Source organism: Rhizobium sp. RM (assembly GCF_013390595.1).
GTDB lineage: Bacteria > Pseudomonadota > Alphaproteobacteria > Rhizobiales > Rhizobiaceae > Agrobacterium.
On the sequence record NZ_JACAWV010000007.1, the window covers coordinates 89,672 to 114,184 of the forward strand.

The 24,513-nt window shown below is 55.8% G+C and carries 22 protein-coding genes; 15 read left to right on the forward strand and 7 right to left on the reverse strand.

The features are described from left to right. Window positions 1-139: 139 nt before the first annotated feature. From HWX89_RS05075 to HWX89_RS05085, 3 genes are read left to right on the forward strand one after another with little or no spacing between them, the layout of a single operon-like run. The gene (locus HWX89_RS05075; RefSeq protein WP_138793301.1) at window positions 140-1,339 is read left to right on the forward strand and encodes an ROK family transcriptional regulator; all 1,200 of its coding nucleotides are present in this window, start codon (window positions 140-142) and stop codon (window positions 1,337-1,339) included. A gap of 36 nt (window positions 1,340-1,375) precedes the next feature. Continuing rightward, window positions 1,376-2,476, forward strand: a complete 1,101-nt coding sequence (locus HWX89_RS05080; RefSeq protein ID WP_138793302.1) for a Gfo/Idh/MocA family protein — start codon at window positions 1,376-1,378, stop codon at window positions 2,474-2,476. Between the two features lie 17 nt (window positions 2,477-2,493). After that, window positions 2,494-3,135 carry a ThuA domain-containing protein gene (locus tag HWX89_RS05085; RefSeq protein WP_138793303.1) on the forward strand — a complete coding sequence of 214 codons (642 nt, stop codon included), beginning with the start codon at window positions 2,494-2,496 and terminating at the stop codon, window positions 3,133-3,135. 56 nt (window positions 3,136-3,191) lie between these two features. On the opposite strand, the gene HWX89_RS05090 is transcribed toward HWX89_RS05085, so the two are convergent. Further along, window positions 3,192-4,553, reverse strand: coding sequence for an amidase (locus HWX89_RS05090; RefSeq protein ID WP_138793304.1), 1,362 nt, complete (start codon window positions 4,551-4,553; stop codon window positions 3,192-3,194). A gap of 293 nt (window positions 4,554-4,846) precedes the next feature. On the opposite strand from HWX89_RS05090, the gene HWX89_RS05095 reads away from it, so the two are divergent. The 3 genes from HWX89_RS05095 (at window position 4,847) to HWX89_RS05105 (ending at window position 9,077) form a co-directional block, all read left to right on the forward strand. After that, window positions 4,847-7,162: a putative bifunctional diguanylate cyclase/phosphodiesterase gene (locus tag HWX89_RS05095; protein ID WP_138793305.1), complete on the forward strand. Its 2,316-nt coding sequence runs from the start codon at window positions 4,847-4,849 to the stop codon at window positions 7,160-7,162. A gap of 47 nt (window positions 7,163-7,209) precedes the next feature. After that, window positions 7,210-8,106: an amino acid ABC transporter substrate-binding protein gene (locus HWX89_RS05100; RefSeq protein WP_138793306.1), complete on the forward strand. Its 897-nt coding sequence runs from the start codon at window positions 7,210-7,212 to the stop codon at window positions 8,104-8,106. A gap of 68 nt (window positions 8,107-8,174) precedes the next feature. Then, window positions 8,175-9,077 carry an amino acid ABC transporter substrate-binding protein gene (locus tag HWX89_RS05105; protein WP_138793307.1) on the forward strand — a complete coding sequence of 301 codons (903 nt, stop codon included), beginning with the start codon at window positions 8,175-8,177 and terminating at the stop codon, window positions 9,075-9,077. Between the two features lie 47 nt (window positions 9,078-9,124). On the opposite strand, the gene minE is transcribed toward HWX89_RS05105, so the two are convergent. Genes minE through minC form a run of 3 tightly spaced genes read right to left on the reverse strand, consistent with a single transcriptional unit; the run spans window position 9,125 to window position 10,964 of the window. Beyond that, window positions 9,125-9,385, reverse strand: a complete 261-nt coding sequence (minE, locus tag HWX89_RS05110; protein ID WP_138793308.1) for a cell division topological specificity factor MinE — start codon at window positions 9,383-9,385, stop codon at window positions 9,125-9,127. Next, a complete protein-coding gene (gene minD / locus HWX89_RS05115) occupies window positions 9,382-10,197 on the reverse strand; it encodes a septum site-determining protein MinD (RefSeq protein ID WP_138793309.1) in 816 nt (271 codons plus the stop codon). Before minD ends, minE begins: the two co-directional genes overlap by 4 nt. A gap of 35 nt (window positions 10,198-10,232) precedes the next feature. Next, window positions 10,233-10,964: a septum site-determining protein MinC gene (gene minC / locus HWX89_RS05120; protein ID WP_178340630.1), complete on the reverse strand. Its 732-nt coding sequence runs from the start codon at window positions 10,962-10,964 to the stop codon at window positions 10,233-10,235. A gap of 437 nt (window positions 10,965-11,401) precedes the next feature. On the opposite strand from minC, the gene HWX89_RS05125 reads away from it, so the two are divergent. From HWX89_RS05125 to aztD, 9 genes are all read left to right on the forward strand, one after another. After that, window positions 11,402-12,088 (forward strand): HAD family hydrolase, encoded by a 687-nt coding sequence (locus tag HWX89_RS05125; RefSeq protein WP_138793311.1) that lies wholly within the window; start codon window positions 11,402-11,404, stop codon window positions 12,086-12,088. A 255-nt stretch (window positions 12,089-12,343) separates the two neighbouring features. Next, window positions 12,344-13,060, forward strand: a complete 717-nt coding sequence (locus HWX89_RS05130; protein WP_138793312.1) for a FadR/GntR family transcriptional regulator — start codon at window positions 12,344-12,346, stop codon at window positions 13,058-13,060. Between the two features lie 64 nt (window positions 13,061-13,124). Further along, window positions 13,125-14,099, forward strand: coding sequence for a sialic acid TRAP transporter substrate-binding protein SiaP (locus HWX89_RS05135; RefSeq protein WP_138793313.1), 975 nt, complete (start codon window positions 13,125-13,127; stop codon window positions 14,097-14,099). Window positions 14,100-14,170: 71 nt separating this feature from the next. After that, complete coding sequence (locus HWX89_RS05140) at window positions 14,171-14,746, forward strand: TRAP transporter small permease (protein WP_138793314.1); 576 nt, start codon at window positions 14,171-14,173, stop codon at window positions 14,744-14,746. A gap of 3 nt (window positions 14,747-14,749) precedes the next feature. Next, the gene (locus HWX89_RS05145; RefSeq protein WP_138793315.1) at window positions 14,750-16,156 is read left to right on the forward strand and encodes a TRAP transporter large permease; all 1,407 of its coding nucleotides are present in this window, start codon (window positions 14,750-14,752) and stop codon (window positions 16,154-16,156) included. 60 nt (window positions 16,157-16,216) lie between these two features. After that, on the forward strand, window positions 16,217-17,263 hold the full coding sequence (locus tag HWX89_RS05150; RefSeq protein WP_138793316.1) for an L-idonate 5-dehydrogenase: 1,047 nt from the start codon (window positions 16,217-16,219) through the stop codon (window positions 17,261-17,263). A gap of 16 nt (window positions 17,264-17,279) precedes the next feature. Continuing rightward, window positions 17,280-18,491, forward strand: a complete 1,212-nt coding sequence (uxuA, locus tag HWX89_RS05155) for a mannonate dehydratase (protein WP_138793317.1) — start codon at window positions 17,280-17,282, stop codon at window positions 18,489-18,491. A gap of 302 nt (window positions 18,492-18,793) precedes the next feature. After that, window positions 18,794-20,305 carry an aldehyde dehydrogenase (NADP(+)) gene (locus tag HWX89_RS05160; RefSeq protein ID WP_138793318.1) on the forward strand — a complete coding sequence of 504 codons (1,512 nt, stop codon included), beginning with the start codon at window positions 18,794-18,796 and terminating at the stop codon, window positions 20,303-20,305. A 304-nt stretch (window positions 20,306-20,609) separates the two neighbouring features. Next, a complete protein-coding gene (gene aztD / locus HWX89_RS05165) occupies window positions 20,610-21,854 on the forward strand; it encodes a zinc metallochaperone AztD (protein WP_138793319.1) in 1,245 nt (414 codons plus the stop codon). A 50-nt stretch (window positions 21,855-21,904) separates the two neighbouring features. On the opposite strand, the gene HWX89_RS05170 is transcribed toward aztD, so the two are convergent. From HWX89_RS05170 to HWX89_RS05180, 3 genes are read right to left on the reverse strand one after another with little or no spacing between them, the layout of a single operon-like run. Next, a complete protein-coding gene (locus tag HWX89_RS05170; RefSeq protein WP_138793320.1) occupies window positions 21,905-22,318 on the reverse strand; it encodes a DUF3830 family protein in 414 nt (137 codons plus the stop codon). 35 nt (window positions 22,319-22,353) lie between these two features. Further along, window positions 22,354-23,757 carry a dihydropyrimidinase gene (gene hydA, locus HWX89_RS05175; RefSeq protein ID WP_138793321.1) on the reverse strand — a complete coding sequence of 468 codons (1,404 nt, stop codon included), beginning with the start codon at window positions 23,755-23,757 and terminating at the stop codon, window positions 22,354-22,356. 23 nt (window positions 23,758-23,780) lie between these two features. After that, window positions 23,781-24,509, reverse strand: coding sequence for an amino acid ABC transporter ATP-binding protein (locus HWX89_RS05180; protein WP_138793322.1), 729 nt, complete (start codon window positions 24,507-24,509; stop codon window positions 23,781-23,783). Window positions 24,510-24,513 lie beyond the last annotated feature (4 nt).

Sequence of the window (24,513 nt, forward strand, 5' to 3'; positions counted from 1 at the left end):
CCGACATGCCGCACATTGTCAAGGCGCCCTGCCAATTTTTTACCCAAACAGCTTGACACGCCCCCTCCATGCGACGTTATTTAATCCGCATCCCGATGTAATTTATCTTCGAGACCCATCAACAGCGCAGCAGGACCCCATGAAGACCGCAGACCCAGAACTGATGCGCGCGATCAACAGGTTAAGCGTACTGGATACCATCCGCCGCCACGGCCCGATCTCACGGGTGGAGATCAGCGAACGGACCCAACTCTCCACGACAACCGTTTCCGCCATCACCGCATCTTTGCTCGACGACGGTCTTATTTTGACGCGCCACATCGGTGACATTCGCGCTGAAAGTGCACGGGGACGACCACGCGTCATGCTTGAACTCAATCCGGATGCAGCGAGGGTCGTTGGTGCTAAAATCGCGGCTAACCGGATGGTCTTTGTCGTCACCGATTTCTGCGGAAACGTCCTTTCCACCCTTTCCCTGCCAATCCGCGTCGATCGCCAACCGATCGGCGTCATTGCAGATCTTGTAGAGGATGGGGTAAGGCGCTGTGTACTTGATGCTGGCCTTTCGCTGGAAGACGTGGATATGGTTTGCCTTGGATTGCCCGGCGTCATCGAACACCGGACAGGCAAGATCCGCAGCAGCCCGATCCTGCGGGAGGTCAACGTCGATTTCGCCGAAGCGATGACGGCCCGACTGACGACCGCCACGATCATTGAAAGCGATGCCCACGCGATAACGCTTGCCCATCATTGGTTCGGGCACGCCCGCGAGCTTGAAGACATGGTTTTGATTTCGCTTGAGCAAACGCTCGGACTAGGCGTGCTACACCAGAACCAGCTTTTTCGAGGCGCAGGCGGTTTAAGCCATAATCTCGGAGATCTCGTTATTCATCTCGCCAGTGAAGGCGCTGTGCGCCTTGCGAGCCAGGCAGGCGAGACAGCCATTCTCGGCTCACGTCCCGTCGACAGTCGCTTTGCTGAAGCAATTCGCATCGGACGCGGTATGCAACACGCTCACGCATTGATCGAAGCGGAAGATGACGGGTTGATCTCGGCAGCGCAACGCGCAGGCGAAGCCATAGGGTTGACACTCGCCAATATCGTTACGCTCTTTGCTCCGCCGCGCGTCATCATAACCGGGTCGAGCCTTGAACTGGGAGAACCCTTCATTGCCGCCATTCGCGACAGCTACACTGCCGCGGTCCCGCCGTCTCTGGCTGGCGTTGCGGAACTCGTCTTCGATCTTTCAAGCGACGAACTGTGGGCACAGGGGGCGGCGGCTGTCGCACTCTATGAGCTTTACGAATCGCCGTGGAATACAACAGGGCCGGCTCTTTAGCAGCGTCCCCAATTCTGATTTACGGGAGGAAATCATATGAAACGTGTAGGTATCGGCATCGTCGGCTGTGGCAACATCTCAAGTGCCTATCTGAAGGCTATGGCGTCGTTTCCCATTTTGGACATTCGCGGTCTTGCTGACATGAATGCGGACGCGGCCAAGGCACGCGCAGAGGAATTTGGTCTTAAAGCGCGCTCAATCGATGAGCTTTTTGCCGATCCCGAAATAGAGATTATCGTCAACCTCACAATCCCAAAAGCGCATGTCGAGGTCGGATTGCGCGCGCTCGATGCAGGCAAGCACACCTATTCTGAAAAACCTCTCGGGATCAATTTCGCCGAAGGCAAGCGCCTGGCGGACGCCGCAAAAGCAAAGAAGCTGCGTATCGGTTCAGCACCCGACACATTTCTCGGAGGCGGACACCAGACCGCTCGCCGGCTCGTTGATGAGGGTGTCCTTGGTATACCGGTTGGCGGGACGGCCAACTTCATGTGCCCGGGACACGAGCGCTGGCACCCAAACCCTGGCTTTTATTACGAGGTCGGCGGCGGTCCAATGCTTGACATGGGCCCTTACTACATCACCGATTTGGTCAATCTCCTCGGCCCGGTATCAAAGGTTGCAGGGTTTGCTACGACACCAAGAAGAGAGCGCCTTATCACCAGCCAGCCCAAGAACGGCGAAAAGATCCCTGTCCACGTGGCAACGCATGTGGCGGGCGTACTGGCATTTGAAAGCGGGGCAGTCGTTCAGGTCGGCATGAGCTTTGATGTCGCCGGTCACAAACACGTACCACTCGAAATCTACGGCACGGAAGGAACCCTTATTGTACCCGACCCAAACCATTTTGGTGGCGAGGTGCAATTGCTGAAAAAAGGTGGCGCGTTCGAAACACAGGATCTCTCCTCGCCCTATGCAGACGGAAATTACCGCTCTATCGGCGTGGCAGATATGGCCTACGCCATCCGCGACGGCCGTCAACATCGTGCCAATGGCGATCTTGCGCTTCATGTCCTGGAAGTCATGGAGGCTTTCCAGACCGCGTCTGATACCGGCAATACCGTATCCATCACCACCGGTGTGGAGCGACCTGCCCCACTCGACATCTCGCTGGTCGACGGCCAGCTCGGTAAATAATCCTGAGGAGGAATTAAATGCGTGAAGCACTGATTGTATGGGGCGGCTGGAGCGGCCATGAGCCGCAAGAATGCGCAGCGATCGTCAAGGATATTCTGGAGGAAGACGGTTTCAAGGTCTATGTGGAGCACAGCACGGAGGCATTTGCCGATCCGTCGGTCCATGATCTCAGCCTCGTGGTGCCCATCGTCACCATGTCCAAGATCGAAAAGGAAGAGATCAAGAACCTGACGGCAGCGGTCGAAAACGGTGTAGGCATCGCCGGTTTCCATGGCGGCGCCGGCGACAGCTTTCGCGAGTGCGTCGAATACCAGTTTATGATCGGCGGACAGTGGGTGGCACACCCCGGCAACATCATCGACTACAAGATCAACATTACCCGCCCCGATGATCCTTTGATGGAGGGGATCTCCGATTTCCCCTACACATCAGAGCAGTATTACATGCACGTAGATCCCTCCAACGAGGTTCTTGCGACAACCACATTTACTGGAGACCATGCCTGGTGGATTGACGGCGTGGTTATGCCTGTTGTCTGGAAACGCAAATACGGCAAGGGCCGAGTTTTCTACTCAGCACTTGGTCATCAAGCCAAGGAGTTTGGCGTCCCCGAGATGAAGACCATGTTTCGGCGGGGCGCAAACTGGGCAGCAAGATAAGTGCCCCATTAAAGTCAAATGCGTCATGCCGGTTAATCCCGGCATGACCATCGACGTCATCCGCGAATTGTTTCTTCTGCAGCAAGCGCGATAGCTAGAAGATGCTCATCCTTACCCAAAAGCGCCGAGAGCATTAGCCCTACCGGCATATCCGCGTCCCCCCTTCCGCATGGGATCGAAACTCCGCACCAGTCAAAGAAATTTCCGATTTGGGTATTGCGTAGCGTCTTTCCGTTCATGGCGAAAAACGCGTCGTCATCGGCCAGAAGCGGTTCTATTTTCGGGGCGACATGCGGCAGTGTCGGCGAAACAAGCAATTCATCCTCGCCCACCAGCTTTGAAAACTCGGCAATCATCTGCTCACGGGCATCGTTGATCGCAATGTAGTCCGGCATGGAGATGTTGGCTCCAAGCCGTGTTCTGGCGACCACACGCGGATCCATTCCTTCGGCTTCAGCGCCTTCCAATCTAGCCTTGTGCAATGCGAATGCCTCGGCGGTTACAAGTGCGCCCTTGTCCTTGATCAGATCGAAGAGTGCCGTGAAGGAAGGAAACGATTGCCGCCGGACCCTGACGCCTTTTCGGGCCAGACGGTCGAGTGCGCCTTCAAAGGCATTCGCGACACCATCTTCTATGCCATCGAAAAAGACCGTCTCGGGCACGACAAAAGATAAATCATTGAGTGACGGCGGACTGACCACATCAGGAGCGGCTTTTCCGCACATGGCAGCGTCGACCCAGATGGCATCCCTGACCGTATGGGTCAGCGGCCCGAGCGAATCGAGGCTTTTCGCCAGTGGAAAGACACCCCGCATGGAGTAACGACCGCGGCTTGCTTTGTAGCCGACCACACCATTGAATGCTGCCGGGATGCGAACAGAGCCGCCGGTATCCGTACCAATCGCCACGGGAACAAGTCCGGCACCGACGGCAGCGCCCGCTCCCGAGGAAGATCCACCAGGCAATCGATGACCATCCTTCGACGCTGAATTGCGCGGTGTCCCGTAGTGCGGGTTAATTCCTAGTCCGGAGAACGCAAATTCACTCATATTGGTTCGTCCGACGCAGACCATACCTGCCTGCTGCAGCGCCGTGACCACATCTGCGTCGCGCTCTGCAGCTACGTTTTGTGCTAGCACCGTCGACCCGGCCGTCGTTGCTCTTCCCTCGAGGTCGAAAAGGTCTTTCCACGCGACCGGGATGCCGTCGAGCAACCCCATGCTTCGTCCCTCGCGGATGCGGCGTGAAGCAGCCTCCGCTTCCTGCTTAGCTCTTTTTTCGGTCAGATCGATAAAAATCGATTTGTCGTCAAACGAGCCGATCGCGTCCAGTGTTTGCTCGATGAGCTCCTGAGGATCGAGCGCACCAGACTGGATCAGGGCGGAGAGTTGCGAGACGTTTTTGCCGGTATGGCTCATTTTGAATTCCTCGATAAACGACATGCCGGGAGCACCTTGCCGGTTCTGATCACCTTGGCAAGGCCACGGTCTTGCCCCGGAGAACAAATTCGAAGGCTCCAGTGACAGAGCTCACTAGGTCATGCGCGCCGGCGCTGAATTATTTTCAGCTTACAAGCGGGGATCGTAAAAAGATGGGCTAATTCTTAATCACATCTAAACTTTGTTGAATTAATTAGCAGGCAGCATTCCAATACATATTTTATGAATTTTCATGACACGCAATCAGGCCACGCGACGGGGGAATATCGCGAATGGACGAGCCTGCCTATTGGCATAGGGATAGACAGAAACAGCACGGGCTAAACCCGGACTCGGCGAAAACGCCGAGGCGTTCCCGTCTGCCCGGTCGCCGCTCGCTCGTCAACAAGATTACGTTTATTTTCCTGGCTGGTGTCGTCTTCTCGTACAGTGTCGGTGCGCTGGTTGGCTGGTACATGTTTGTTGCTGCAGCGGGCGAACAATGGCTAAGTCAAGCGCGTTTGAACTCCCAGATTGCCAGTGCGACACTACGCAGCGTCTACACTTATGTGAGCGTCAACGCCGATCCGGACGGGCAGGTCAACGGCATTTTGACATCCCAGCCAATCGGCGATGACGAATCCATCCTGGTCACCGGGTTTGATCCGAGCGATGTACTGGCCCTTATCAGCGCCCAGACAAAGAAGCCGGCATGGCTTTTCCGCTTCGACGCCGAAGATGCCAGTTTCAAACAAATTGCTGCTGCCTACGACGACAACAATCAGGAGGATGAACGTAAACTGATTGCGCGCCCGACACTTGCCGACAGCGCAGCACGTGGCGAGTTTGCGGCAGATTTTGCGACCATAGGCGACGCCGATCACTACATTGGCCTGTTGCCCATCATAAACAATACCACAAGGCAACCGATCGGCGCGGTTGCCGTCAGTATCGGTGGTGCCGAAGAACTCTACGGGGCGCAACGAAAGCTTTTCTATAACTCTCTGATAGCACTGGTTGCCGTCCTGCTCGTGACGGGAATTCTGGTCGCCGTGATGGCCCGTCGCGTTTTAAAACCCGTACCTGTGCTCGTTCAGGCGACGCTGCAAATCGCTCGCGAGAAAACCGACATGGTAACGCCGTTCCAGGATCGCCGTGACGAGATCGGCGATATGGCGGTCGCCATCGAGACGCTTCGCGAGGCCGTCGTGGAGCGCAGTCATCTCAGACAAATCCGCGACATGGCCCAACAGATGGAACACATGGCGCATCATGACGCGCTGACAGGCCTCCCCAATCGTGTCCTTCTGATGAAAACCCTTGATGCATGCCTTGATCAACTTGCCGCGACAGGCACCCGCGTAAACGTGATGCTTCTTGATCTGGATCGCTTCAAAGCGGTCAATGACACATTTGGGCATGCATCCGGGGACGCTTTGCTAGTGGCGGTAGCAGCACGAATTTCCCCAGTTCTCGGCCCAAATGACATGGTCAGCAGGCTGGGCGGAGACGAGTTCGCAATCATTCAGGCTGTCGATAAAGATCAAGAGAAAGAAGGCCAAGCGCTGGCAAGGCGGGTGGTAGAAGCCGTCTCTCAGAACTTCAGCCTCGGCAGTACAACTGTGAGCATTGACACGAGCATCGGCATTGCCTGCGCGCCGGATCACGGCACATCATCCAGCCAGCTTCTGCAGCACGCTGACCTTGGTCTTTATCGTGCAAAGTCTATGGGATGCGGTCTATTTGTCTTTTACGAGCCGGGCATGGACATGGCGACGCAAGACAAACATGCGCTTGAGATAGACATGAAGGCGGCGCTGCAAAACCACGAATTCGAGCTCCATTACCAGCCGATCATCGACCTGAAAACAGGCCGGATCGCGGCTTACGAGGCACTTGCAAGGTGGCGCCATAACACGCTCGGCGTCATTTCTCCGGAGCGCTTCATCGCTCTCGCAGAAGAAAGCAACTTCATCAAACCATTGGGTGAATGGGTCATATCGCAGGCCTGCCGCGATGCCATGGCCTGGCCGCAGGATATCCGTCTCGCCGTCAACCTCTCGGCCGTACAGTTGTCCCACGACGATATAGTCGAGATTGTCGACAGTGCCCTCGCCAAATCGGGCCTGCCAGCAGCGCGACTTGAACTCGAGGTCACTGAGACGGCCATGCTGGAAAAAGACAGCGGCGTCAGGGCCCTCAAGCGGTTGAAAGACCGCGGCGTGCGCCTCGCTCTTGATGATTTTGGAACGGGCTACGCGGGCTTGAGCAGTCTCACACACATAGCCTTCGACAAAATCAAGATCGATCGCGAGTTCGTCTCCGGACTTCCTGGCAATCCAATGTGCTCAGCAATCGTTCGCACCATAACGGATATGGCTGAACAGATCGGCCTCGAAGTAACAGCCGAAGGGGTCGAAACCGAGGCACAGGTCGAAGCACTCAGGCTCCTCCAATGCGACGAGGCGCAGGGATATTATTTTGCCGAACCTGCTCCACTTGCCGAAATTACAAAGAACCGGACTGCAGACACTTTGCCCTCGCTGGCGCATCGGCACATCGATCCGTCGCCGGAGAGGGAATATGAAATTTCAGCACAAGCAATTTGAAACTTGATCGAACGAAGCGCAATCGCGCTGAGCAAAAGGAAAATGACATGCGTTATTTCATGCCTTGCCTTTTCCTCCTGACGTCCTTGGCCCCCAACAACGTCTCGCATGCCGCTGATGACACAGGCACGCTGGAGCGAATTTCGCAATCCGGAAAGATCAGGATCGGCTATCGCGAAGCCGAGCCGCCATTCTCCTATCAATTGCCGGACGGAAAAATTGTCGGCTTCTCAACCGATCTTTGCCAAACGATCGCAGAGGACGTCCGAAAGAAACTCGGGCTCAACAAACTTGATATCGAATATGTCAAGGCAACGCCGGCGACACGGTTTATCCTCGTCAAATCCGGCCAAATCGACCTTGAGTGCGCTGCTACGACCAACAATGCAGAGCGCAGAAAAATGGTCGATTTTTCATACCCGAATTTTATGACCGCGACCCAGTTCCTCTCCCGGAGCGCCGATCATCTTACAAAGATTTCGGATCTTGCCGGCCGTTCCGTCACGTCGGCTTCTGGAACCGTCAATATTGAGCAACTCAACGCAGTCAATCGGCAGAAAGGGCTCAACATTTCAGTCATGCCAACCAAAACCAACGAGGAGTCCTTCGAGCTTGTTGCGTCCGGCAAGGCTTCGGCGTTTGTCATGGATGGCATTTTACTTGCAGCTCTCGCAGCAACGTCCGAAAATCCAGACCTCTACAGCCTATCCGAAGATACGCTGAGCGCACCTGAGCCCTACGGCTTGATGTTCAGACGCGATGACCCTGCATTCAAAGCAGCCGTGAACACGAGCTTGAGGAGGATATTCACCAGTAAGACAATCAACGATCTCTACACGAAATGGTTCACCTCTCCGATCCCCCCGAACGGAATGAACCTGAAGCTCCCAATGACCAGCACTCTCAGGCAAGCCTACAACAATCCAAGCGAATATCAGGAATGATCGAGGCGGGACAAAACCGGTTGTCACTTAACTTCAATCTCGATGGATCACGTGTCTGGAGCCCCCTTATGAAGCGTTCGGCATTGTGGGTTGCCTTAATCATCATCCCCACCACACCAGTCTTCGCATCTGACGGCGAAGCACAGCCCCCTACCCTCGATACGATAGCGCGAAACGGTGTCATTAAAATCGGTTACGGCGACAACAATATGCCGTTTTCCTATCTCGCGGCGACCCCGAGCCCGATCGGTTACAGTATCGATCTTTGCCTCCTTGTGACTGAGGCAATCAGAGAAAAGCTCGGCCGCCCGGACATCAGGATCGAATTCGTTGAACGGACACCTAGTAACCGGGTCATGATGCTCAATAGCGGAGCGATCGACCTCGAATGTGTCGCCAGCACCAATACGGAAGAACGGCGTAAGGCCGTCTGGTTTTCTTACGGCATTTTCCTGACAGGAACCCGATATGTGGCGCTGAGCTCAAGCAACCTGCAGACGGTCGACGATCTCGCCGGGAGAACCGTTTCAGTGACTACGGGGACAATCAATATCAGTCAATTGAATGCTTTGAACCGGCGCAAGAACATGAGCATCGCCGTCCTTCAGAACGACAGCACAAAGGGTGGCTTCGACATGGTGACAGAAGGTCGTGCGTCGGCCTTCATTATGGACGATATACTGTTGAGGTCATTCGTCGCAGAGACCGGAAAACCTGCCGACTACACCATTTCAAGTGACTACCTTGCCCCTCCCCAACCATATGGATTGATGATGCGGCATGGTGACACTGACTTCAGAGATACAGTAAATGGCGCTCTGGCTAAAATCTATTCCAGTGGCGAGATCGACAAGATCTACGACAAATGGTTCAACGCACCGATCCCGCCCGACGGAATGAACCTTCGGCGTCCTCTGCCCGACGATCTTGCAGCCACGTTCCGAAACCCGATTGATACGACCGTTGAATAAGGAGACGCCGCCGATTGATGAACCGACGGCGCTGTTTGAACGAACGATCAAGCCGCCTTCAGGTCTGTCCCAAGCGGGATCTCGACATCGATTTCCAGCACAGATACGTGCTCGTCCCGGTCCATTCGAACCTGAACCTTATCGTTGTCGATTTGCACATGTTTTGAAATCACTGCGAGGATTTCTTCCCTCAGGATTGCGACAAGATCGGACCCTGACGATGCCCGCTCATGCGCGAGCAAAACCTGCAGACGTTCGCGCGCAAGTGGCGCAGACTTCTGCTTGCGAAAAAGACTGAAGATGCTCATGCAGCCCTCCTTGCGAAGATCTTCGAGAAGATACCACGCTTCTCACCTGGTACGACAACAGGGATCTCTTCACCGGAGAGGCGTCGCGCGGCATCAAAATAAGCCATCGCCGGTGCGCAGCGTGCATCGGCCAGCGTTACCGGGGAACCGACATTCGACGCCCGAAGAACATCCGAGCTTTCTGGAATGATGCCCAGCAGCGGAATGGAAAGGATTTCCAGGACGTCATCGACCTTCAGCATATCGCCCCGTTCGGCGCGAGCGGGATCATAGCGGGTAAGCAGAAGGTGCTTTTCCATGCGCTCGCCACGCTCGGCTTTCACGGTCTTGGAATCGAGCAGCCCGATGATGCGATCGGAATCGCGGACGGAAGACACTTCCGGATTGGTGACAACGACAGCGACATCGGCGTGGCGCATTGCGAGCGTTGCACCCCGCTCGATACCCGCAGGACTATCACAAATTACCCAGTCGAAGTGTTTTCTGAGTTCGTTGATGACCCATTCGACGCCTTCGGGTGTCAAATTGTCCTTGTCCCTTGTCTGGGAGGCTGGCAGGAGAAACAACGTTTCGAGGCGCTTGTCACGGATAAGCGCCTGGGTCAGCTTCGCATCACCCTGGATAACGTTGACGAGGTCATAGACAACGCGACGCTCGGCACCCATGACGAGATCGAGGTTGCGCAGGCCGACATCAAAATCCACGACGACGACTTTCTGCTTGTTCTGTGCCAGAGCAGCGCCCAGCGCAGCAGTCGAGGTGGTCTTGCCGACCCCGCCCTTTCCGGAAGTTACGACGACTACCTTCCCCATATTGCTCTCCTGTCCTGTTTTCTGGCCATTTTGGCTCAATTGAGTTTTTCTGCTTTGATTGTATCGTTCTCCAGCCAAAGCTGGACCGGCTGACCGCGCAGCTTCTCGTCTATATCTTCTGCAACCTTATAGACGCCGTCGATTGCGAGAAGCTCGGCTTCAAGTTTGCGGCAAAAAATGCGTGACGTAACATTGCCAAGTGACCCCGCCATGGCTCTGCCCCTCAGGGCCCCATAAACGTGGATAGAGCCACCCGCGATGATCTCTGCTCCTGAGGCAACCGAGCCAATAATCGTCACATCGCCTTCCGGAAACATGATCGACTGGCCGGACCTGACAGGTTCGTTGATGACAAGCGACTGGACGACGGCACGAACTTCGTTGATCGATCGCGGTTTTGGCTCTTCAGCCTCAACAGGTGCTGACGCTACAGGCTCAACCTCGACATCGGATGCAGGCTTGCCGCCCTTCAAGGCAGGCGGCATGCCTGGCTCAATCATCGACGGACGCACACCCTCAATGCCCATGATGCCGACATTGCGTTCCGTCAGCGCAGCGAGAAGCGCCTTCAGGCCCGCTTTATCGACCTGGAGATCTGCAACATCAAGTACGACTGGCCGCGCAAGGAAAAAGCCTGCTGAGCGAGCCGCCAGATCGTCGAGCCTCTCCAACCACTGCTCGACAGGCGCCTCAGGCGATAGGACAACGGCCAGAAAGGAGCGGCCTTTAATACGGATCGAACGCTGGTCTGTTAGCACTTTGGTCATCTTGGTAAACAAATCGTTGACATCAGGTAGCTCTAATATGGTTAACAAAAGGTTAACGTTATGGCGGAAATGATCTCGTCGTTAAGAAAACGCCGCGCCAGAATGCTTCTTTAAAAACATTGAAAAATCCGGCTCATCCATTGATTTTAATTCCATATCTTCATTTTGAAACGAGCATGACAAAGCTCAGTCAATGCCCATCTCTTCTCAACCTGAAACACTGGACCCGTGCAAAGGGCAACGAAGCGTGTCGAGTCAGAGGTATCATCAATTGTCCGATTCTGGGACGGCAAGCTTGCGCCAGGCTTGGGTTAAATCTTGCCCATCAGAGACTGCGGTTGACGGGTAGGTCGAGGAAAATGATTCCGTCGCTCTAAGCTATACGATAGAGAGGAGTGCAGTCCGCCAACGAACAGGCAAGAACATCAGGAACTCACATGCACAACAAAGTAACAAAGGCTGAGGCCGCCTTGACGCGCGAACATTCCGCGTTCCTCTTCGATATGGACGGAACGTTGGTCAATTCCATTGCCGTTGTGGAACGTGTCTGGCGTGAATGGGCTGTCGCGAACGGCATCGAACCCAACGCCTTTCTCAATCGCATCCACGGCATGCGGGCATCAGAGGTCGTTCGGCGCGAAGCAGTGCCTGGCCTTGATGTCGATGAACAGGCGGCCATCCTACTGCAAAAGGAAATGGATGACGTAGATGGCATCGTCCAGATCCCGGGTGCGGCCGAGTTCCTGAAGAAACTCCCTGTCGGCACGTGGGCCATCGTCACCTCTGCAGCGCGTGCACTTGCCGAACGCAGGCTGGCGGCGGCCGGATTGACACCGCCCGAAGTCATGATATGCGCCGAAGATGTTGTAGACGGAAAGCCTGATCCCGAGGGCTATAAAAAAGCGGCGGCGATGCTTGGAATACTGCCCGAGAACTGTGTGGTCTTTGAAGATGCGCCTGCGGGCATCCAAGCCGGCGAGCGAATGGGAGCCACTGTTGTCGTTATCAACACAACACACTCCCACCCCATCGACGCGCCGCATCTCTCGATCGGCGATTACGCCGAACTTGGCCTCATCGTTAGCGAGGACGGGAAACTGAAGCTTACGTCGGCCACCACCTGACCCACCTTGGTGCAGCCGTCATAAGGCTTACGAGTCGTATGACGGCCTAGCCACCTGACCAATTTCCCGCAACGTTCGCACAATAACAATACATCAGAATTTCTAAATTACTCATTTAAAACAACGATTTGTATCGATCTAATTTTTTAGCACCTCTCGGATTGACTTTATCAAGCTGAACGATCACAAATTAAATTGGTAAGACAATCTTACCGCTTGCGCGAAGGGGGGAGACTTTCGCGTCGGGAGGAAATCATGTTCGTGGCTTTGGAGCCGCGCCGCCTTTACAGGCTGGTCGCGGAGCGAATTCGTTTACTCATCGAAACCGGAGAGTTGGTAGACGGTCAGCGTCTACCGGCGGAGCGTGATCTTGCCGAACGATTTGGCGTTTCCCGTCCGACGGTCCGTGAAGCGCTTATTGTTCTAGAAGTGGAAGGCCATATCCATATTCGTATGGGTTCAGGCGTCTACGTCAACGCAGCGGGACGGCCGCAGGAGCAGGTTTCCCCGGTCCCCGACGCCCATGGCCCCTTCGAGATCCTGCAGGCGAGATGCATCATCGAGAGCGCGATCGCTGAAGAGGCCGCGCGCATTGCGGGTCCTGATGCCATCGCCAGACTGGATGACATCATCGAACGCATGGCCAATTCAGTCGACAATTCGCCGCAGGCACTTCACTTAGACCGCGCCTTCCACACCGCTATCGCCGATATAATCGGCAATTCCGCGCTCAACCGATTTACGGGCCTAATTTATGACGAGCGCAGCCTTTCCCCCTATTTCCAGAAGCTCGCCAGCTATTTTGAAGGGCCCCACAGTTGGAACCTCGCTGTTGATGAGCATCGGGTTGTCCGTGACGCAATCGCCGCGAACAACCCGCAGGGCGCGCGCGAGGCAATGCGGCAGCACCTGACCTTGTCGCAAAAAAGATTTTCCGAAAGTTTCGGGGAGGAAACGATCGGAGAGGAGTGATCGCTACCGAATGCGGTGGCGGGACAATGCAACTGATCTGGCTTTAATTCGGGAGGAGTTAAGAATGAAAATCAGATTGACAACTTTGATGGGTGCAACAGCAGCAATTTTATTGTCGACCTTTGCTGCACAGGCTCAAACCGCTCTTAAGTGGGCACACGTCTATGAAACATCCGAACCGTTCCACACGGACTCGGTCTGGGCGGCAGAAGAGATCGCCAAGCGTACCGATGGTCGCTACAAGATCGACGTGTTCCCGGCCTCCCAGCTCGGCAAGGAAGCCGATATTAACCAGGGCCTGAAGCTCGGTACGGTCGATATCATCATTTCCGGCTCAAGCTTTGCAGCCCGTGATCACAAGCCGATCGGCGTCACCTATTTCCCTTATATTTTCCGTGATCCGAGCCACCTTATTGCCTACACCAAGAGTGACGTCTTCAAAAAACTCGCAAAGGGTTATGAAGACAAGACGGGCAACCACATCGTCGCGGTCAGCTATTACGGTACTCGACATACAACCTCGAACAAGCCGATTGCGAAATGCTCGGATATGGCCGGGTTGAAGATGCGCGTTCCCGACGTTCCTGCATATCTCGCGATGCCGCGCGCTTGCGGTGCGAACACGACGCCGATCGCTTTTGCAGAAGTCTATCTCGCGCTTCAAAACGGCACTGTGGAGGCACAGGAAAACCCGCTGACGACGATTGAGGCGAAAAAATTCTACGAGGTCCAGAAAAACATCGTCCTAAGCGGTCACATCGTTGACCACCTCAACACCCTGGTCTCCAAGACACGCTGGGCAAGCCTCTCGGATGAAGACAAAAGGATCTTCACCGAGGTCATGCAGGAAGCGGCTGCGCGTACGACAAAGACAATCGAAGCCCGTGAACTCGCACTCGTCGACGAGTTCAAATCCAAGGGTATCAATGTCGCTGAAGTCGACAAGGCAGACTTCGAGAAGAACGTCATCGAAAAGGTGAAGCTCGAAGACTTCGGCTACGAAAAAGCCGACTGGGACGCAATTCGCGCCATCAAGTGATGCATGTGAGCATCCCGGCTCCGACTGGGCCGGGATGCACCCCATCAAGACCTTCTGCCTGGAGTCCCTCAATGACTGACCATCAGCACGCCCCTGTCAGCGTCGAAGAAATGGCGCACGCTTTCGAGGAAGAAGTCGGCCCGGTTGATCTTTCCCCCTATGCGCTAGAGGACTGGCTGACCCTTGCCGTCTTCTGGGGTATGGGGCTGTGCGTCTTCCTGCAATTCTTCACCCGTTATGTCCTTAACGATAGTTTCGCATGGACGGAAGAAATTGCCGCCAATTGTCTCGTTGTCGTGGTTTTTCTCGGTTCGGTCATGTGCGTGCGCATGTTCCGGCACATTCACGTCGACCTGATTTACCGTTTCCTGTCAAAACCTGTCGGTCGCGCCTTGGAGCTTGTCGTCGACCTGATCACCATCAGCTTCTTTGCCTACATAACGTGGCTTATGTGGCGGTATCTCGAAATCGTCGGCGACGAGCGCATGGTCACTATAGACCTCCCGCGTGGCATCGTTTTCTACACCGTTTTTGCAGCCTTCGCGCTGATGTTCGTTCGCGCCCTGCACAACTTCATCAAGGACATCACAGGCAAACAGACAATCCGTGAGAAGGCTCAGGAAGCCGTCAGCACACAGGGAATATAGATTATGCTTCTGCTCATCGGCTCCTTTCTTCTGCTTCTCATCATCGGTACGCCCGTTGCGGTTTCAATGGCTGTCTCGTCGCTACTTTATCTCGTCATTTACGACGTCGCGCCCGACATCATCGCCGCCCAGCGCATGATCGCAGGTGTGGAGAGCTTTCCACTGATCGCGGTTCCCTTCTTTATTCTCGCCGGAAATCTGATGAACATCGCGGGAGTGACAAGTCGTATCTACCGATTTGCGCTTGCCCTGGTCGGCTGGATGAAGGGTGGTCTTGCTCAGGTGAACATTATTGGCTCCGTCGTTTTCTCCGGCATGTCTGGAACGGCACTTGCCGACGCCGCCGGCATCGGGACGATCGAAATCAAAGCAATGAAAGATCACGGCTACCCGGTTGAGGCAGCCGTAGGCGTGACTGCAGCCTCGGCCACGCTTGGGCCAATCTTCCCTCCATCCCTGCCCTTCGTGATCTACGGAATGATGGCGAACGCCTCGATCGGTGCCCTATTCATGGCTGGCATCATACCCGGTGTTGTCATGACCGTCCTCATGATGCTGACGGTTTATGTCTTTGCCAAGCGCAAGGGCTGGGGGTCGGATACGCCCTTCGAACTCAAACAGCTCCTTTCAGCATCGATGGAAGTTGTGATCGTTCTCGCGTTTCCTGTTGCTGTTTATCTGATGATCGTCGCTGGGCTGTCCATCAATGTGGCCGTACTGCTTGGACTTGTCGTGCTTGTTGCACTCGACTGGTATTATGACTTCTCGGCAGTGATGGCCTTGATGACACCTGTCCTCCTCATTGGCGGCATGACGATGGGATGGTTCACGCCGACAGAAGCTGCGGTAGCGGCTGTGCTGTGGTCGCTCTTTCTTGGCCTTGTGCGTTATCGTACGATGACTTTCAAAACGTTGTCGAAGGCAACGTTCGATACAATCGAGACGACTGCATCCGTCCTTTTCATCGTAACAGCAGCGTCAATCTTCGCATGGCTTTTGACCGTCAGCCAGGCGGCCCAGCTCTTTTCAGACTTCATGTTTTCGATGACCAGCAATTGGTGGACGTTCCTTATCATCGTCAACATTCTGCTCCTGGTGGTGGGAGCATTCCTCGACACGATAGCGGCGATCAGCATTCTCGTGCCTATTCTCATGCCGGTTGCGGCACGTTACGGCATTGATCCTGTCCATCTTGGTTTGATCGTGACCCTCAACCTCATGATCGGCCTCCTTACACCGCCTGTCGGGATGGTGCTTTTCGTCCTGTCCCGCATCTCCAAAATGTCGGTTGAACGGACAACGTTGGCGATCCTGCCATGGATGATCCCGCTCTTCATTGCCCTGGCACTGATTACCTTCATTCCGGCGGTCACCCTCTGGTTACCGACACAGCTTGGTCTGATCCGTTAAGACAATGGGGGCGCGGCCATCCCGCGTCCCTCCTTACTTCATGAGAGAAGGGCATCAGTCATGCAGACACGCGTGGCACGTCTTTACGGCAGGCGGCATCTGGAAATAGAAACTCAAAGTGTCGCAGGTCCAGGACCAGGCGAAGTCCTACTGCAGATGGCCGCGGGCGGGATCTGCGGATCGGATCTTCATTATTATCAGGATGGGGGGTTCGGACCGGTGCGCGTCCGTGAACCGATCATCTCAGGTCACGAAGCCTCAGGCTATGTTCAGGCTCTTGGGAGCGGCGTAAGCAATTTGGTGATCGGCCAACTTGTGGCCGTCAACCCATCGCAGGCCTGCGGCCATTGTCTTTTCTGCAAGAAGGACCAGCCAATTCACTGCCTTGAAATGCGGTTCATGGGAAGTGCCATGCGCATGCCACATGAACAGGGCATGTTCAGGGACAGGCTGGTTGTGTCGGCCAAACAATGCGCTCTCGTTAGCAAGGATGTGACGGCTGCAGAAGCGGCCTGTACCGAACCGCTTGCGGTATGCCTGCATGCCGTCGCGCAAGCAGGCGACCTCGCCGGTCTAAACGTGCTGGTGACCGGCGCTGGACCGATCGGACTATTGACCGTTGCGGCCGTGCGCCACGCTGGAGCGTCTGAGATCGTTATTACAGACCTTGCGGACGCAGCACTTGCACGAGCTCCTTCAATGGGTGCGGATCGTACGATCAACGTTGCCACCAATGCCGAAGACCTCATCCCCTACCAGGACAACAAGGGTTACTTCGACATCATTTTCGATTGCTCTGCTGCAGCGCCCGCCCTGAGGAGCGCACTTGCCGCAATAAAGCCGCGTGGTACCATCGTTCAGGTGGGAGTGACAGGTGACATCACCATCCCGCTCAATGCGCTTGTCGGGAAGGAAGTGCTCTGGCGTGGATCGCAACGTTTCCACGAAGAGTTCGCAATCGCTGCTGCGTTGATCTCATCCCGTGAGATCGATGTGCGGCCAATCATCTCGCACAGCTTTCCGTTGGAAGAAGCGGCGGCGGCCTTCGAGCAGGCCGGCGACAGGACCCGCGCCTGCAAGGTGCAGCTCACTTTTTCCCAAGCATGACATCGAAGGACATACAATGAGACATACGTGGCGCTGGTTCGGACCGGTCGACAAAGTAACAGTTCAAGATGCAGCACAGGCGGGCGCACAAGGCATTGTCAGTGCACTGCACCACATAACGACGGGCGATGTCTGGCCGGTGGAGGAAATCAGCAAGCGGCATGAGGCGATCAAGGCAGGCGGGCTGGTCTGGGACGTGGTCGAAAGTGTGCCTGTTTCTGAGGATATCAAGACCCAGAAAGGTGAATGGAAACGCCACGTCTTGAACTGGCAGGAAACGCTGCGCCGATTGTCGGCCTCCGGTATTCGTACTGTGTGCTACAATTTCATGCCAGTCCTGGATTGGACCAGGACCGATCTGCGGTGGGAGACCAGGCATGGCGCGAGAGCCATGCGGTTCGACCTAGTCGACTTCGCAGCCTTCGATATCCACATTCTCAAGCGGCCAGACGCTCGAGCGGACTACCCCGACTGGCTCCAGGATCAGGCTGCACAACGTTTTTCGGGAATGGCCGGTGAAAAGATCGCGGCACTCGGCAAGAACATAGGTGCCGGCCTGCCCGGCTCCGCAGATGGTTATACGCTAGAACAACTCCTTGAAAAACTCAGCTCCTATCAAGGTATTGATCGTACCAGACTGCAACAGAACCTCATCGACTTCCTGTCGGAGGTCGTTCCAGTGGCAGAAGAAGTCGGTATCAATATTTGCGCCCACGGCGATGATCCGCCGTGGCCCCTGCTAGGCCTGCCACGGATCTTGTCGACCGAGGCGGATTATGCCCACATGCTGTCTCAGGTCGACAGCCGGGCAAACGGTGTAACTCTGTGTACCGGTTCGCTCGGTGCACGTGCAGACAACAATCTTCCCTTCATCGCCAAACGCTTTGCCGATCGCATTCACTTCGTTCACCTGCGTAATGTAACGCGCGACACCGATACGGTGCCCTGCTCCTTTTTTGAAGACGAGCATCTGGAAGGGGGCACGGATATGGTGGCGGTCATTGCGGCGCTCATCCAGGAGGAATCGCGACGCCGCGCTGAAGGGCGCCAGGATCACCAGATACCGATGCGACCGGACCATGGACAGGAAATCCTCGACGATCTCAGGCGAGGTGCCCAGCCAGGTTATCCTGCCATCGGCCGCCTGAAGGGGTTGGCGGAATTGCGCGGGATCGAGCGAACCCTGATGCACAGCCGTTTCGGACTGAGCGACACATCCACAACCTGATCCACCATCCATCATATTCACCCAGGACCGGATCTGAGTGGAAAAGGCCAGCCAATCAGCTTCACCTTCCTGCAGGCATACGCAGGAAGGTGTGGCGGTGGCTGTTGTACGTTGTCGTCAAATAATCACACTTTTCGAGCAAATAAAGTACAAAGCGTCTTTCGCCAGAGCCCCACAAGGGTTAAGGCAGAGGGCAACCGGACAAGGATCGTCAGGTCGGCAAATTGCCTGCTGCCTGCGGTCCAGTCGTACGGTCTCGGGTGGACGTTCCACACAGGTTTCGATTTTCAGGGAAGAGCACAATGAGTTTCAAGCCGCATGGCAAACATCTCGTCGCAGGAGAATGGGTCGCAACGGAAACAAAGTTTCGTAGTGAACCGGCTCAAGGCGAAGCATTCGACTTTTCGGTCGGTACGGTCGACCTGGTAAACAAGGCGTGCGAGGCCGCAGAAGACGCCTTCTGGAGCTACGGTTACACCACTCGGGAAGAGCGCGCCGCGTTCCTCGACACCATTGCTGACGAGATCGAAGCCCGCGCCGACGCAATCACCGAAATCGGCTCTGCCGAAACGGGCCTGCCGGCAGGCCGTCTTCAGGGCGAACGTGGCCGCACGACCGGTCAGTTGCGCCTCTTCGCATCGCACATTCGCAATGGCGAGTATCTCGATCGCCGCCATGACGTGGCACTGCCGGATCGCCAGCCGCTGCCCCGTCCGGATATCCGCCTTATGCAGCGTCCAATCGGCCCGGTTGCCGTTTTCGGCGCATCCAACTTCCCGCTGGCATTCTCTGTTGCCGGTGGCGACACCGCAGCAGCGCTTGCTGCCGGTTGCCCGGTGGTCGTCAAGGGTCACTCGGCTCACCCTGGCACTGGCGAGATCGTTGCAGAAGCCGTGCTTGCTGCCGTCAAGAAGCATAACCTTCACCCAGGCGTTTTCTCGCTGATCCAGGGCGGCCGTCGTGACGTTGGCTCTGCCCTCGTCCAGCATCCACGCATCAAGGCAGTCGGCTTCACAGGGTCGCTGGCCGGTGGACGCGCCCTGTTCGACCTGTGTGCACAGCGTCCAGAGCCGATCCCGTTCTTCGGTGAACTAGGCTCTGTCAATCCGATGTTCCTTCTGCCGGAAGCGATCAACGCACGCGGCGAAGCCATCGCAAAGGGCTGGGCAGGTTCGCTCACCATGGGTGCTGGCCAGTTCTGCACCAACCCCGGCATCGCTGTCGTCCTGTCGTCTCAGGCTGACGCCATTGCCGAGACGGCACGTGCTGCGCTGTCCGAGGTCGGCCCACAAGTCATGCTGACGGACGGGATTGCCTCTGCCTATCGCGACGGCCGCGACCGCATCGCAGCCGGTAACGGCGTTCGCGACGTTCTGACCACCACCTGCAATCTGCGCAACGCCACACCTTACCTGTTCCGCGTTTCCGCTAAGGACTGGCTTGCCAACCATGCACTTGCGGAAGAAGTCTTTGGGCCACTCGGCCTGATCGTGACGGTCGACAGCGCCGAGGAAATGATCGAAGTGGCAAAAAGCTTCGAAGGTCAGCTTACCGCCACGCTTCATCTCGATGCGGGTGACGCCGAACTGGGTCGCAAGCTTCTGCCGATCCTCGAGCGCAAGGCTGGTCGTGTCCTTGCCAACGGCTTCCCGACGGGTGTCGAAGTCTCTGATGCCATGGTTCACGGCGGCCCCTACCCGGCCTCGACCAACTTCGGTGCGACCTCGGTTGGCACCATGTCGATCCGTCGCTTCCTGCGCCCGGTTTCTTACCAGAACATTCCGGCTGACGTTCTCCCGTCCGACATCGGTTGATTTTTGAGTTCACGCCGGCAAAACAGTTTGCCGGCGTGATCCCGCATCCTCGGCGCGCCGAACATGCGTGGCCACACCTCCGCTCGCCTATCTAAAATGGCGTCTGGGCGCTCCGCCCGTTGACGGCGTCGTTGCCTTCTGATTTTCCAACACTTTTTTGAGTCCATTTTTCCCACAACTGGCGCCACACGGGTTGACAGTCCGCGCCATCGTAATGTTATTACATTTCGAACTGAACGTAATAACATTACCGATCCGATGCCCGCGATATCGCGAACGGACCTTAACTGTCGGAAGGACACTCATGGCACCTCCTCTTCAGAATTTCCTCATGTCTGCGCTTGCGTCATCTCTGGTGTTTGCGCCCTTTGCCACACTCAATGCATCAGCGGAGGAAAGCCAGGACAGCCGCACGGAGTGGCGCCTTTTCGTCGCAGACCATTCCCAACCAATTGTCCGCGCGATCAATTTCAAAGACGGGAAGGAACTGGCGCGCTATGATTTAAAGGGTTACGCAGCGCTCACTGCAAGTGCCACCGGACAGACGGTGTTCGCGACGCAGTCGGACGCAGACGTCGTCAACATCATCAAAACCGGCATTATTTTATCCGACCACGGCGAGCACCGAGATCTCGATGTGGAAGAGACCGCCCTCCTGCCTGTGATTTTCGAAGGAAAACGTCCGTTCCACGTCGTGCCCCACGATGATCACGCTATTCTCTTTTACGATCGCGGCGGCAAGGCCGACGTTATCGACGAGGCAGCTCTACTGGAAGGAAAGGCAAAGGTCCGAACAATCGACACAACGGCAGCCCATCACGGTGTCGCGGTCACGATGGGGCGCTACGTCCTTGTATCGGTCCCCGATCGGAACGCTGAATTGAAGCCCGATGCCTTGCCGCCGCGTGTCGGAGTGCGCGTCCTCGACAAGGACGGAAAAGAAGTCGGTCAGCAGGCAAAGTGCACGGATCTGCATGGCGAGGCAACTTCCGCCAGACTAGTCGCATTCGGTTGCAAAGAAGGCGTTCTGGTTGCCCGGCCTGGCGGCATCGACGGTCCAGAATTTGAAATGCTCCCATACCCGGAGCATTTCCCGAAGGCGAACACCGGTACGCTGCTTGGGGGTAAATCCATGCAGTTCTTCCTCGGCAACTACGGCGAAAACAAAGTGGTTCTCATCGATCCGGACGGCGAGGAAAAGTTCCGTCTCATCGAGCTACCGACACGACGTGTCGACTTCATCCTCGATCCCGCCAACCCGCGCAATGCCTACATCCTGACAGAAGACGGGGATCTGCACGTCCTTGATATTCTTGAGGCGGCTATCGTACGAAAATCGAAGATAACCGAGCCTTACAGCAAAGACGGCCATTGGCGTGACGCGCGCCCGCGCCTTGCAGTCGCCGACGGCAAGATCGCTCTTTCGGATCCACACCACTCGCTGATACGGGTGGTGGACGCCGAGACCCTGAAAGAAACGCGCACGATCCCCGTGGAAGGCCAACCGTTCTCGATCGTCGCAGTTGGCGGTTCGGGAGTTTCGCACTAAATATTGCCTATGTGGCGGACAGATCACCCTGTCCGCCATTTCTCAAACGCTCACTCCGCCACTTCGAAGCGGATCGGGTGTGCCCCCTCCCAAAGAACTTTCGGCCCAAGTTCCGCCAGCTTGTCCAGATTGGACGTCAGCGTAATGAAATGGTTTCCCGCGAGCTGCCCGACTTTCGAGGAGAAATCCACGCCTCCATACGCCAACAAGATTTCCGTTTCACTGATACCGCCTGGATAAAGAATGAACTGTCCAGGGGCCGGATGGCTGGTATGGTTTTCGTATCCGACGCCAAACTCATAGTCTCCAAGCGGAATCCAGACACCTTCACCGGACCAGCGCACGTGGACGATCTGGCCTTCGAATGGCATGCGAGCAAGGAATGCCTCACAGGTTTTAGGGGCTTTTTCCATCTCCAGCACAGCGTCGAATACGTAGGGGCCGGCGGTTACCTTCAGCTTCATTAGTTATTGTCTCCAGTGTGTCAGTTTAAAATTATTCATGCCTTTCGGCGGGTACTCGCGGCGCGATAAACACCGTCGCCTTTCTTGCCCTTAAGCACCCCGTCCTCGACCATGATACGTCCGCCCAGAATGACGGTCGTCGGCCAGCCCGCGACATCCATTCCCTCATAGGGCGAATAGTCTGCCCCATCGTGGAGTTCGGCATGGCGGATTGTACGTTTTTCTTTCGGATCCCAGATTGCAAGATCGGCATCGGAGCCAATTGCGATGGTTCCCTTCTGCGGATACAAACCGTATGTTTTCGCGTGATTTGTCGCTGTAAGGGCAACAAATCGTTGTAAATCAATCCGACCCTTCATGACGCCCTCGGAAAATAGGATCGGCATCCGTGTTTCCACGCCGGGAATACCGTTCGGGATATGGCGAAAGCTCAGGCGCCCTCTCGGATTGAGCTTGCCGCGCTCGTCGTCATAACGGAATGGGCAATGGTCAGAAGAGAACAGATCGAAGACGCCGTTCTCGATACCAAGCCAGCACTCATCCTGTGCAGCTAGATCGCGTGGCGGTGGAGAGCAGACAAATTTTGCACCCTCCCAATCCATGCCCGAAAGATCGTCTGCCGTCAGCACCAGATATTGCGGGCAGGTCTCGCCGACAACCTTCACCCCGCGAGCCCGCGCACGACCAATCTCTTCCATCGCCTGCCCGTTCGAGACATGAACGATAACAACCGGCACATCGACGATTTCTGCGAGTGTGAGCGCCCGGTGCGTCGCCTCGCGTTCAACAGCAGCTGGACGCGTCGTGGCATGGGCACGCGGCGCGACATCACCTGCAGCCTCGTGTTTTTCGATGAGGAAACGGATCGCGTCTTCATTTTCACAATGGACCATGACCGTTGCCCCGGTCTCACGAGCAACATCCAGTGTCTTGAGAATCTCCGCATCGCTGAGGCGGAGATCGTCGTAGGTCATAAAGACTTTCAGCGACGAATATCCATCCTCTATCAATGCTGGAAGTTCTTGACCGAGGACAGCTTCGGTTGGCTCGTTGACGATTAGGTGGAAGCTGATGTCTGTGTAGCAGTTGCCATCAGCGAGAGCGTGGTACGCCTTTAGCGCTTCGCGCAAGGATTTTCCCTTCTCTTGCAGGCAAAAGGGCATAAGCGTGGTATTTCCACCGAACAATGCCGAGCGCGTGCCGCTTTCGAAGTCATCAGCCATGACAATTCCATCACCCGAAGGCTGCGAGATGTGGACATGGCTGTCTATTCCACCCGGCAGGACAAATTTACCTTCAGCATCGACAACCGTTCCATCGGCATCAATATGTTCGGCGATCTGTACGATGCGCCCATTTTTGATGCCAATATCGGCATGGAAAACGTCAGACGCTGTTGCGATGGTTCCGTTGCGTACGATGAGATCGAGTTCACCCATGGCGCACTCCTTTCCAATTTTCGTCAATGCTGGAGAATCTTGCTGAGAAACGCCTCAGTGCGCGAATTGTGGTGTTCGTTGAAAAACGCCTCCGTGGGACGATCCTCAACGATTTCGCCCTGATCGATGAAAATCATTCGGGTGGCTACACGGCGCGCGAAGCCCATTTCATGGGTAACCACCATCATTGTCATCCCGTCACGGGCAAGCCCGGTCATGACATCGAGAACCTCTGAGATCATTTCCGGGTCGAGTGCGGATGTCGGTTCGTCAAACAGCATTGCCATCGGGTTCATCGCCAGGGCGCGAGCTATCGCCACGCGCTGCTGCTGACCGCCGGAGAGCTGACCGGGGTACTTCAGCGCATGTGCCGTCAGGCCAACCCGGTCCAACAATTCCATTGCCTTTTTGCGAGCGGCGTCTTCATGGCGACCAAGCACGATCTGCTGTGCGAGCATGATGTTCCCCTCGATCGTCAGATGCGGGAAGAGCTCGAAATTCTGGAAAACCATACCGACACGGGAACGCAACTCCGGAAGGTCTGTCGCCGGATCGCCGACCTCGATTCCGTCGACGCGGATGGACCCTTTCTGAAACGGCTCTAGAGCATTGACACATTTGATGAGCGTCGACTTTCCAGAGCCAGAGGGGCCACAAACGACCACAACCTCGCCCTTCTTGACGGTGGTCGTGCAGTTCTTCAGAACCTCGAACTCGCCGTAATATTTTGAAACTTCGGTGATTTCGATCATTGTC

What these genes read in the sequence shown, in the direction of transcription:
- HWX89_RS05075 (WP_138793301.1), top strand. Translation starts at nt 140, where the DNA reads ATGAAGACCGCAGACCCAGAACTGATGCGCGCGATCAACAGGTTAAGC.
- HWX89_RS05080 (WP_138793302.1), top strand. Translation starts at nt 1,376, where the DNA reads ATGAAACGTGTAGGTATCGGCATCGTCGGCTGTGGCAACATCTCAAGT.
- HWX89_RS05085 (WP_138793303.1), top strand. Translation starts at nt 2,494, where the DNA reads ATGCGTGAAGCACTGATTGTATGGGGCGGCTGGAGCGGCCATGAGCCG.
- HWX89_RS05090 (WP_138793304.1), bottom strand. Translation starts at nt 4,553, where the DNA reads ATGAGCCATACCGGCAAAAACGTCTCGCAACTCTCCGCCCTGATCCAG.
- HWX89_RS05095 (WP_138793305.1), top strand. Translation starts at nt 4,847, where the DNA reads ATGGACGAGCCTGCCTATTGGCATAGGGATAGACAGAAACAGCACGGG.
- HWX89_RS05100 (WP_138793306.1), top strand. Translation starts at nt 7,210, where the DNA reads ATGCGTTATTTCATGCCTTGCCTTTTCCTCCTGACGTCCTTGGCCCCC.
- HWX89_RS05105 (WP_138793307.1), top strand. Translation starts at nt 8,175, where the DNA reads ATGAAGCGTTCGGCATTGTGGGTTGCCTTAATCATCATCCCCACCACA.
- minE (WP_138793308.1), bottom strand. Translation starts at nt 9,385, where the DNA reads ATGAGCATCTTCAGTCTTTTTCGCAAGCAGAAGTCTGCGCCACTTGCG.
- minD (WP_138793309.1), bottom strand. Translation starts at nt 10,197, where the DNA reads ATGGGGAAGGTAGTCGTCGTAACTTCCGGAAAGGGCGGGGTCGGCAAG.
- minC (WP_178340630.1), bottom strand. Translation starts at nt 10,964, where the DNA reads ATGACCAAAGTGCTAACAGACCAGCGTTCGATCCGTATTAAAGGCCGC.
- HWX89_RS05125 (WP_138793311.1), top strand. Translation starts at nt 11,402, where the DNA reads ATGCACAACAAAGTAACAAAGGCTGAGGCCGCCTTGACGCGCGAACAT.
- HWX89_RS05130 (WP_138793312.1), top strand. Translation starts at nt 12,344, where the DNA reads ATGTTCGTGGCTTTGGAGCCGCGCCGCCTTTACAGGCTGGTCGCGGAG.
- HWX89_RS05135 (WP_138793313.1), top strand. Translation starts at nt 13,125, where the DNA reads ATGAAAATCAGATTGACAACTTTGATGGGTGCAACAGCAGCAATTTTA.
- HWX89_RS05140 (WP_138793314.1), top strand. Translation starts at nt 14,171, where the DNA reads ATGACTGACCATCAGCACGCCCCTGTCAGCGTCGAAGAAATGGCGCAC.
- HWX89_RS05145 (WP_138793315.1), top strand. Translation starts at nt 14,750, where the DNA reads ATGCTTCTGCTCATCGGCTCCTTTCTTCTGCTTCTCATCATCGGTACG.
- HWX89_RS05150 (WP_138793316.1), top strand. Translation starts at nt 16,217, where the DNA reads ATGCAGACACGCGTGGCACGTCTTTACGGCAGGCGGCATCTGGAAATA.
- uxuA (WP_138793317.1), top strand. Translation starts at nt 17,280, where the DNA reads ATGAGACATACGTGGCGCTGGTTCGGACCGGTCGACAAAGTAACAGTT.
- HWX89_RS05160 (WP_138793318.1), top strand. Translation starts at nt 18,794, where the DNA reads ATGAGTTTCAAGCCGCATGGCAAACATCTCGTCGCAGGAGAATGGGTC.
- aztD (WP_138793319.1), top strand. Translation starts at nt 20,610, where the DNA reads ATGGCACCTCCTCTTCAGAATTTCCTCATGTCTGCGCTTGCGTCATCT.
- HWX89_RS05170 (WP_138793320.1), bottom strand. Translation starts at nt 22,318, where the DNA reads ATGAAGCTGAAGGTAACCGCCGGCCCCTACGTATTCGACGCTGTGCTG.
- hydA (WP_138793321.1), bottom strand. Translation starts at nt 23,757, where the DNA reads ATGGGTGAACTCGATCTCATCGTACGCAACGGAACCATCGCAACAGCG.
- HWX89_RS05180 (WP_138793322.1), bottom strand. Translation starts at nt 24,509, where the DNA reads ATGATCGAAATCACCGAAGTTTCAAAATATTACGGCGAGTTCGAGGTT.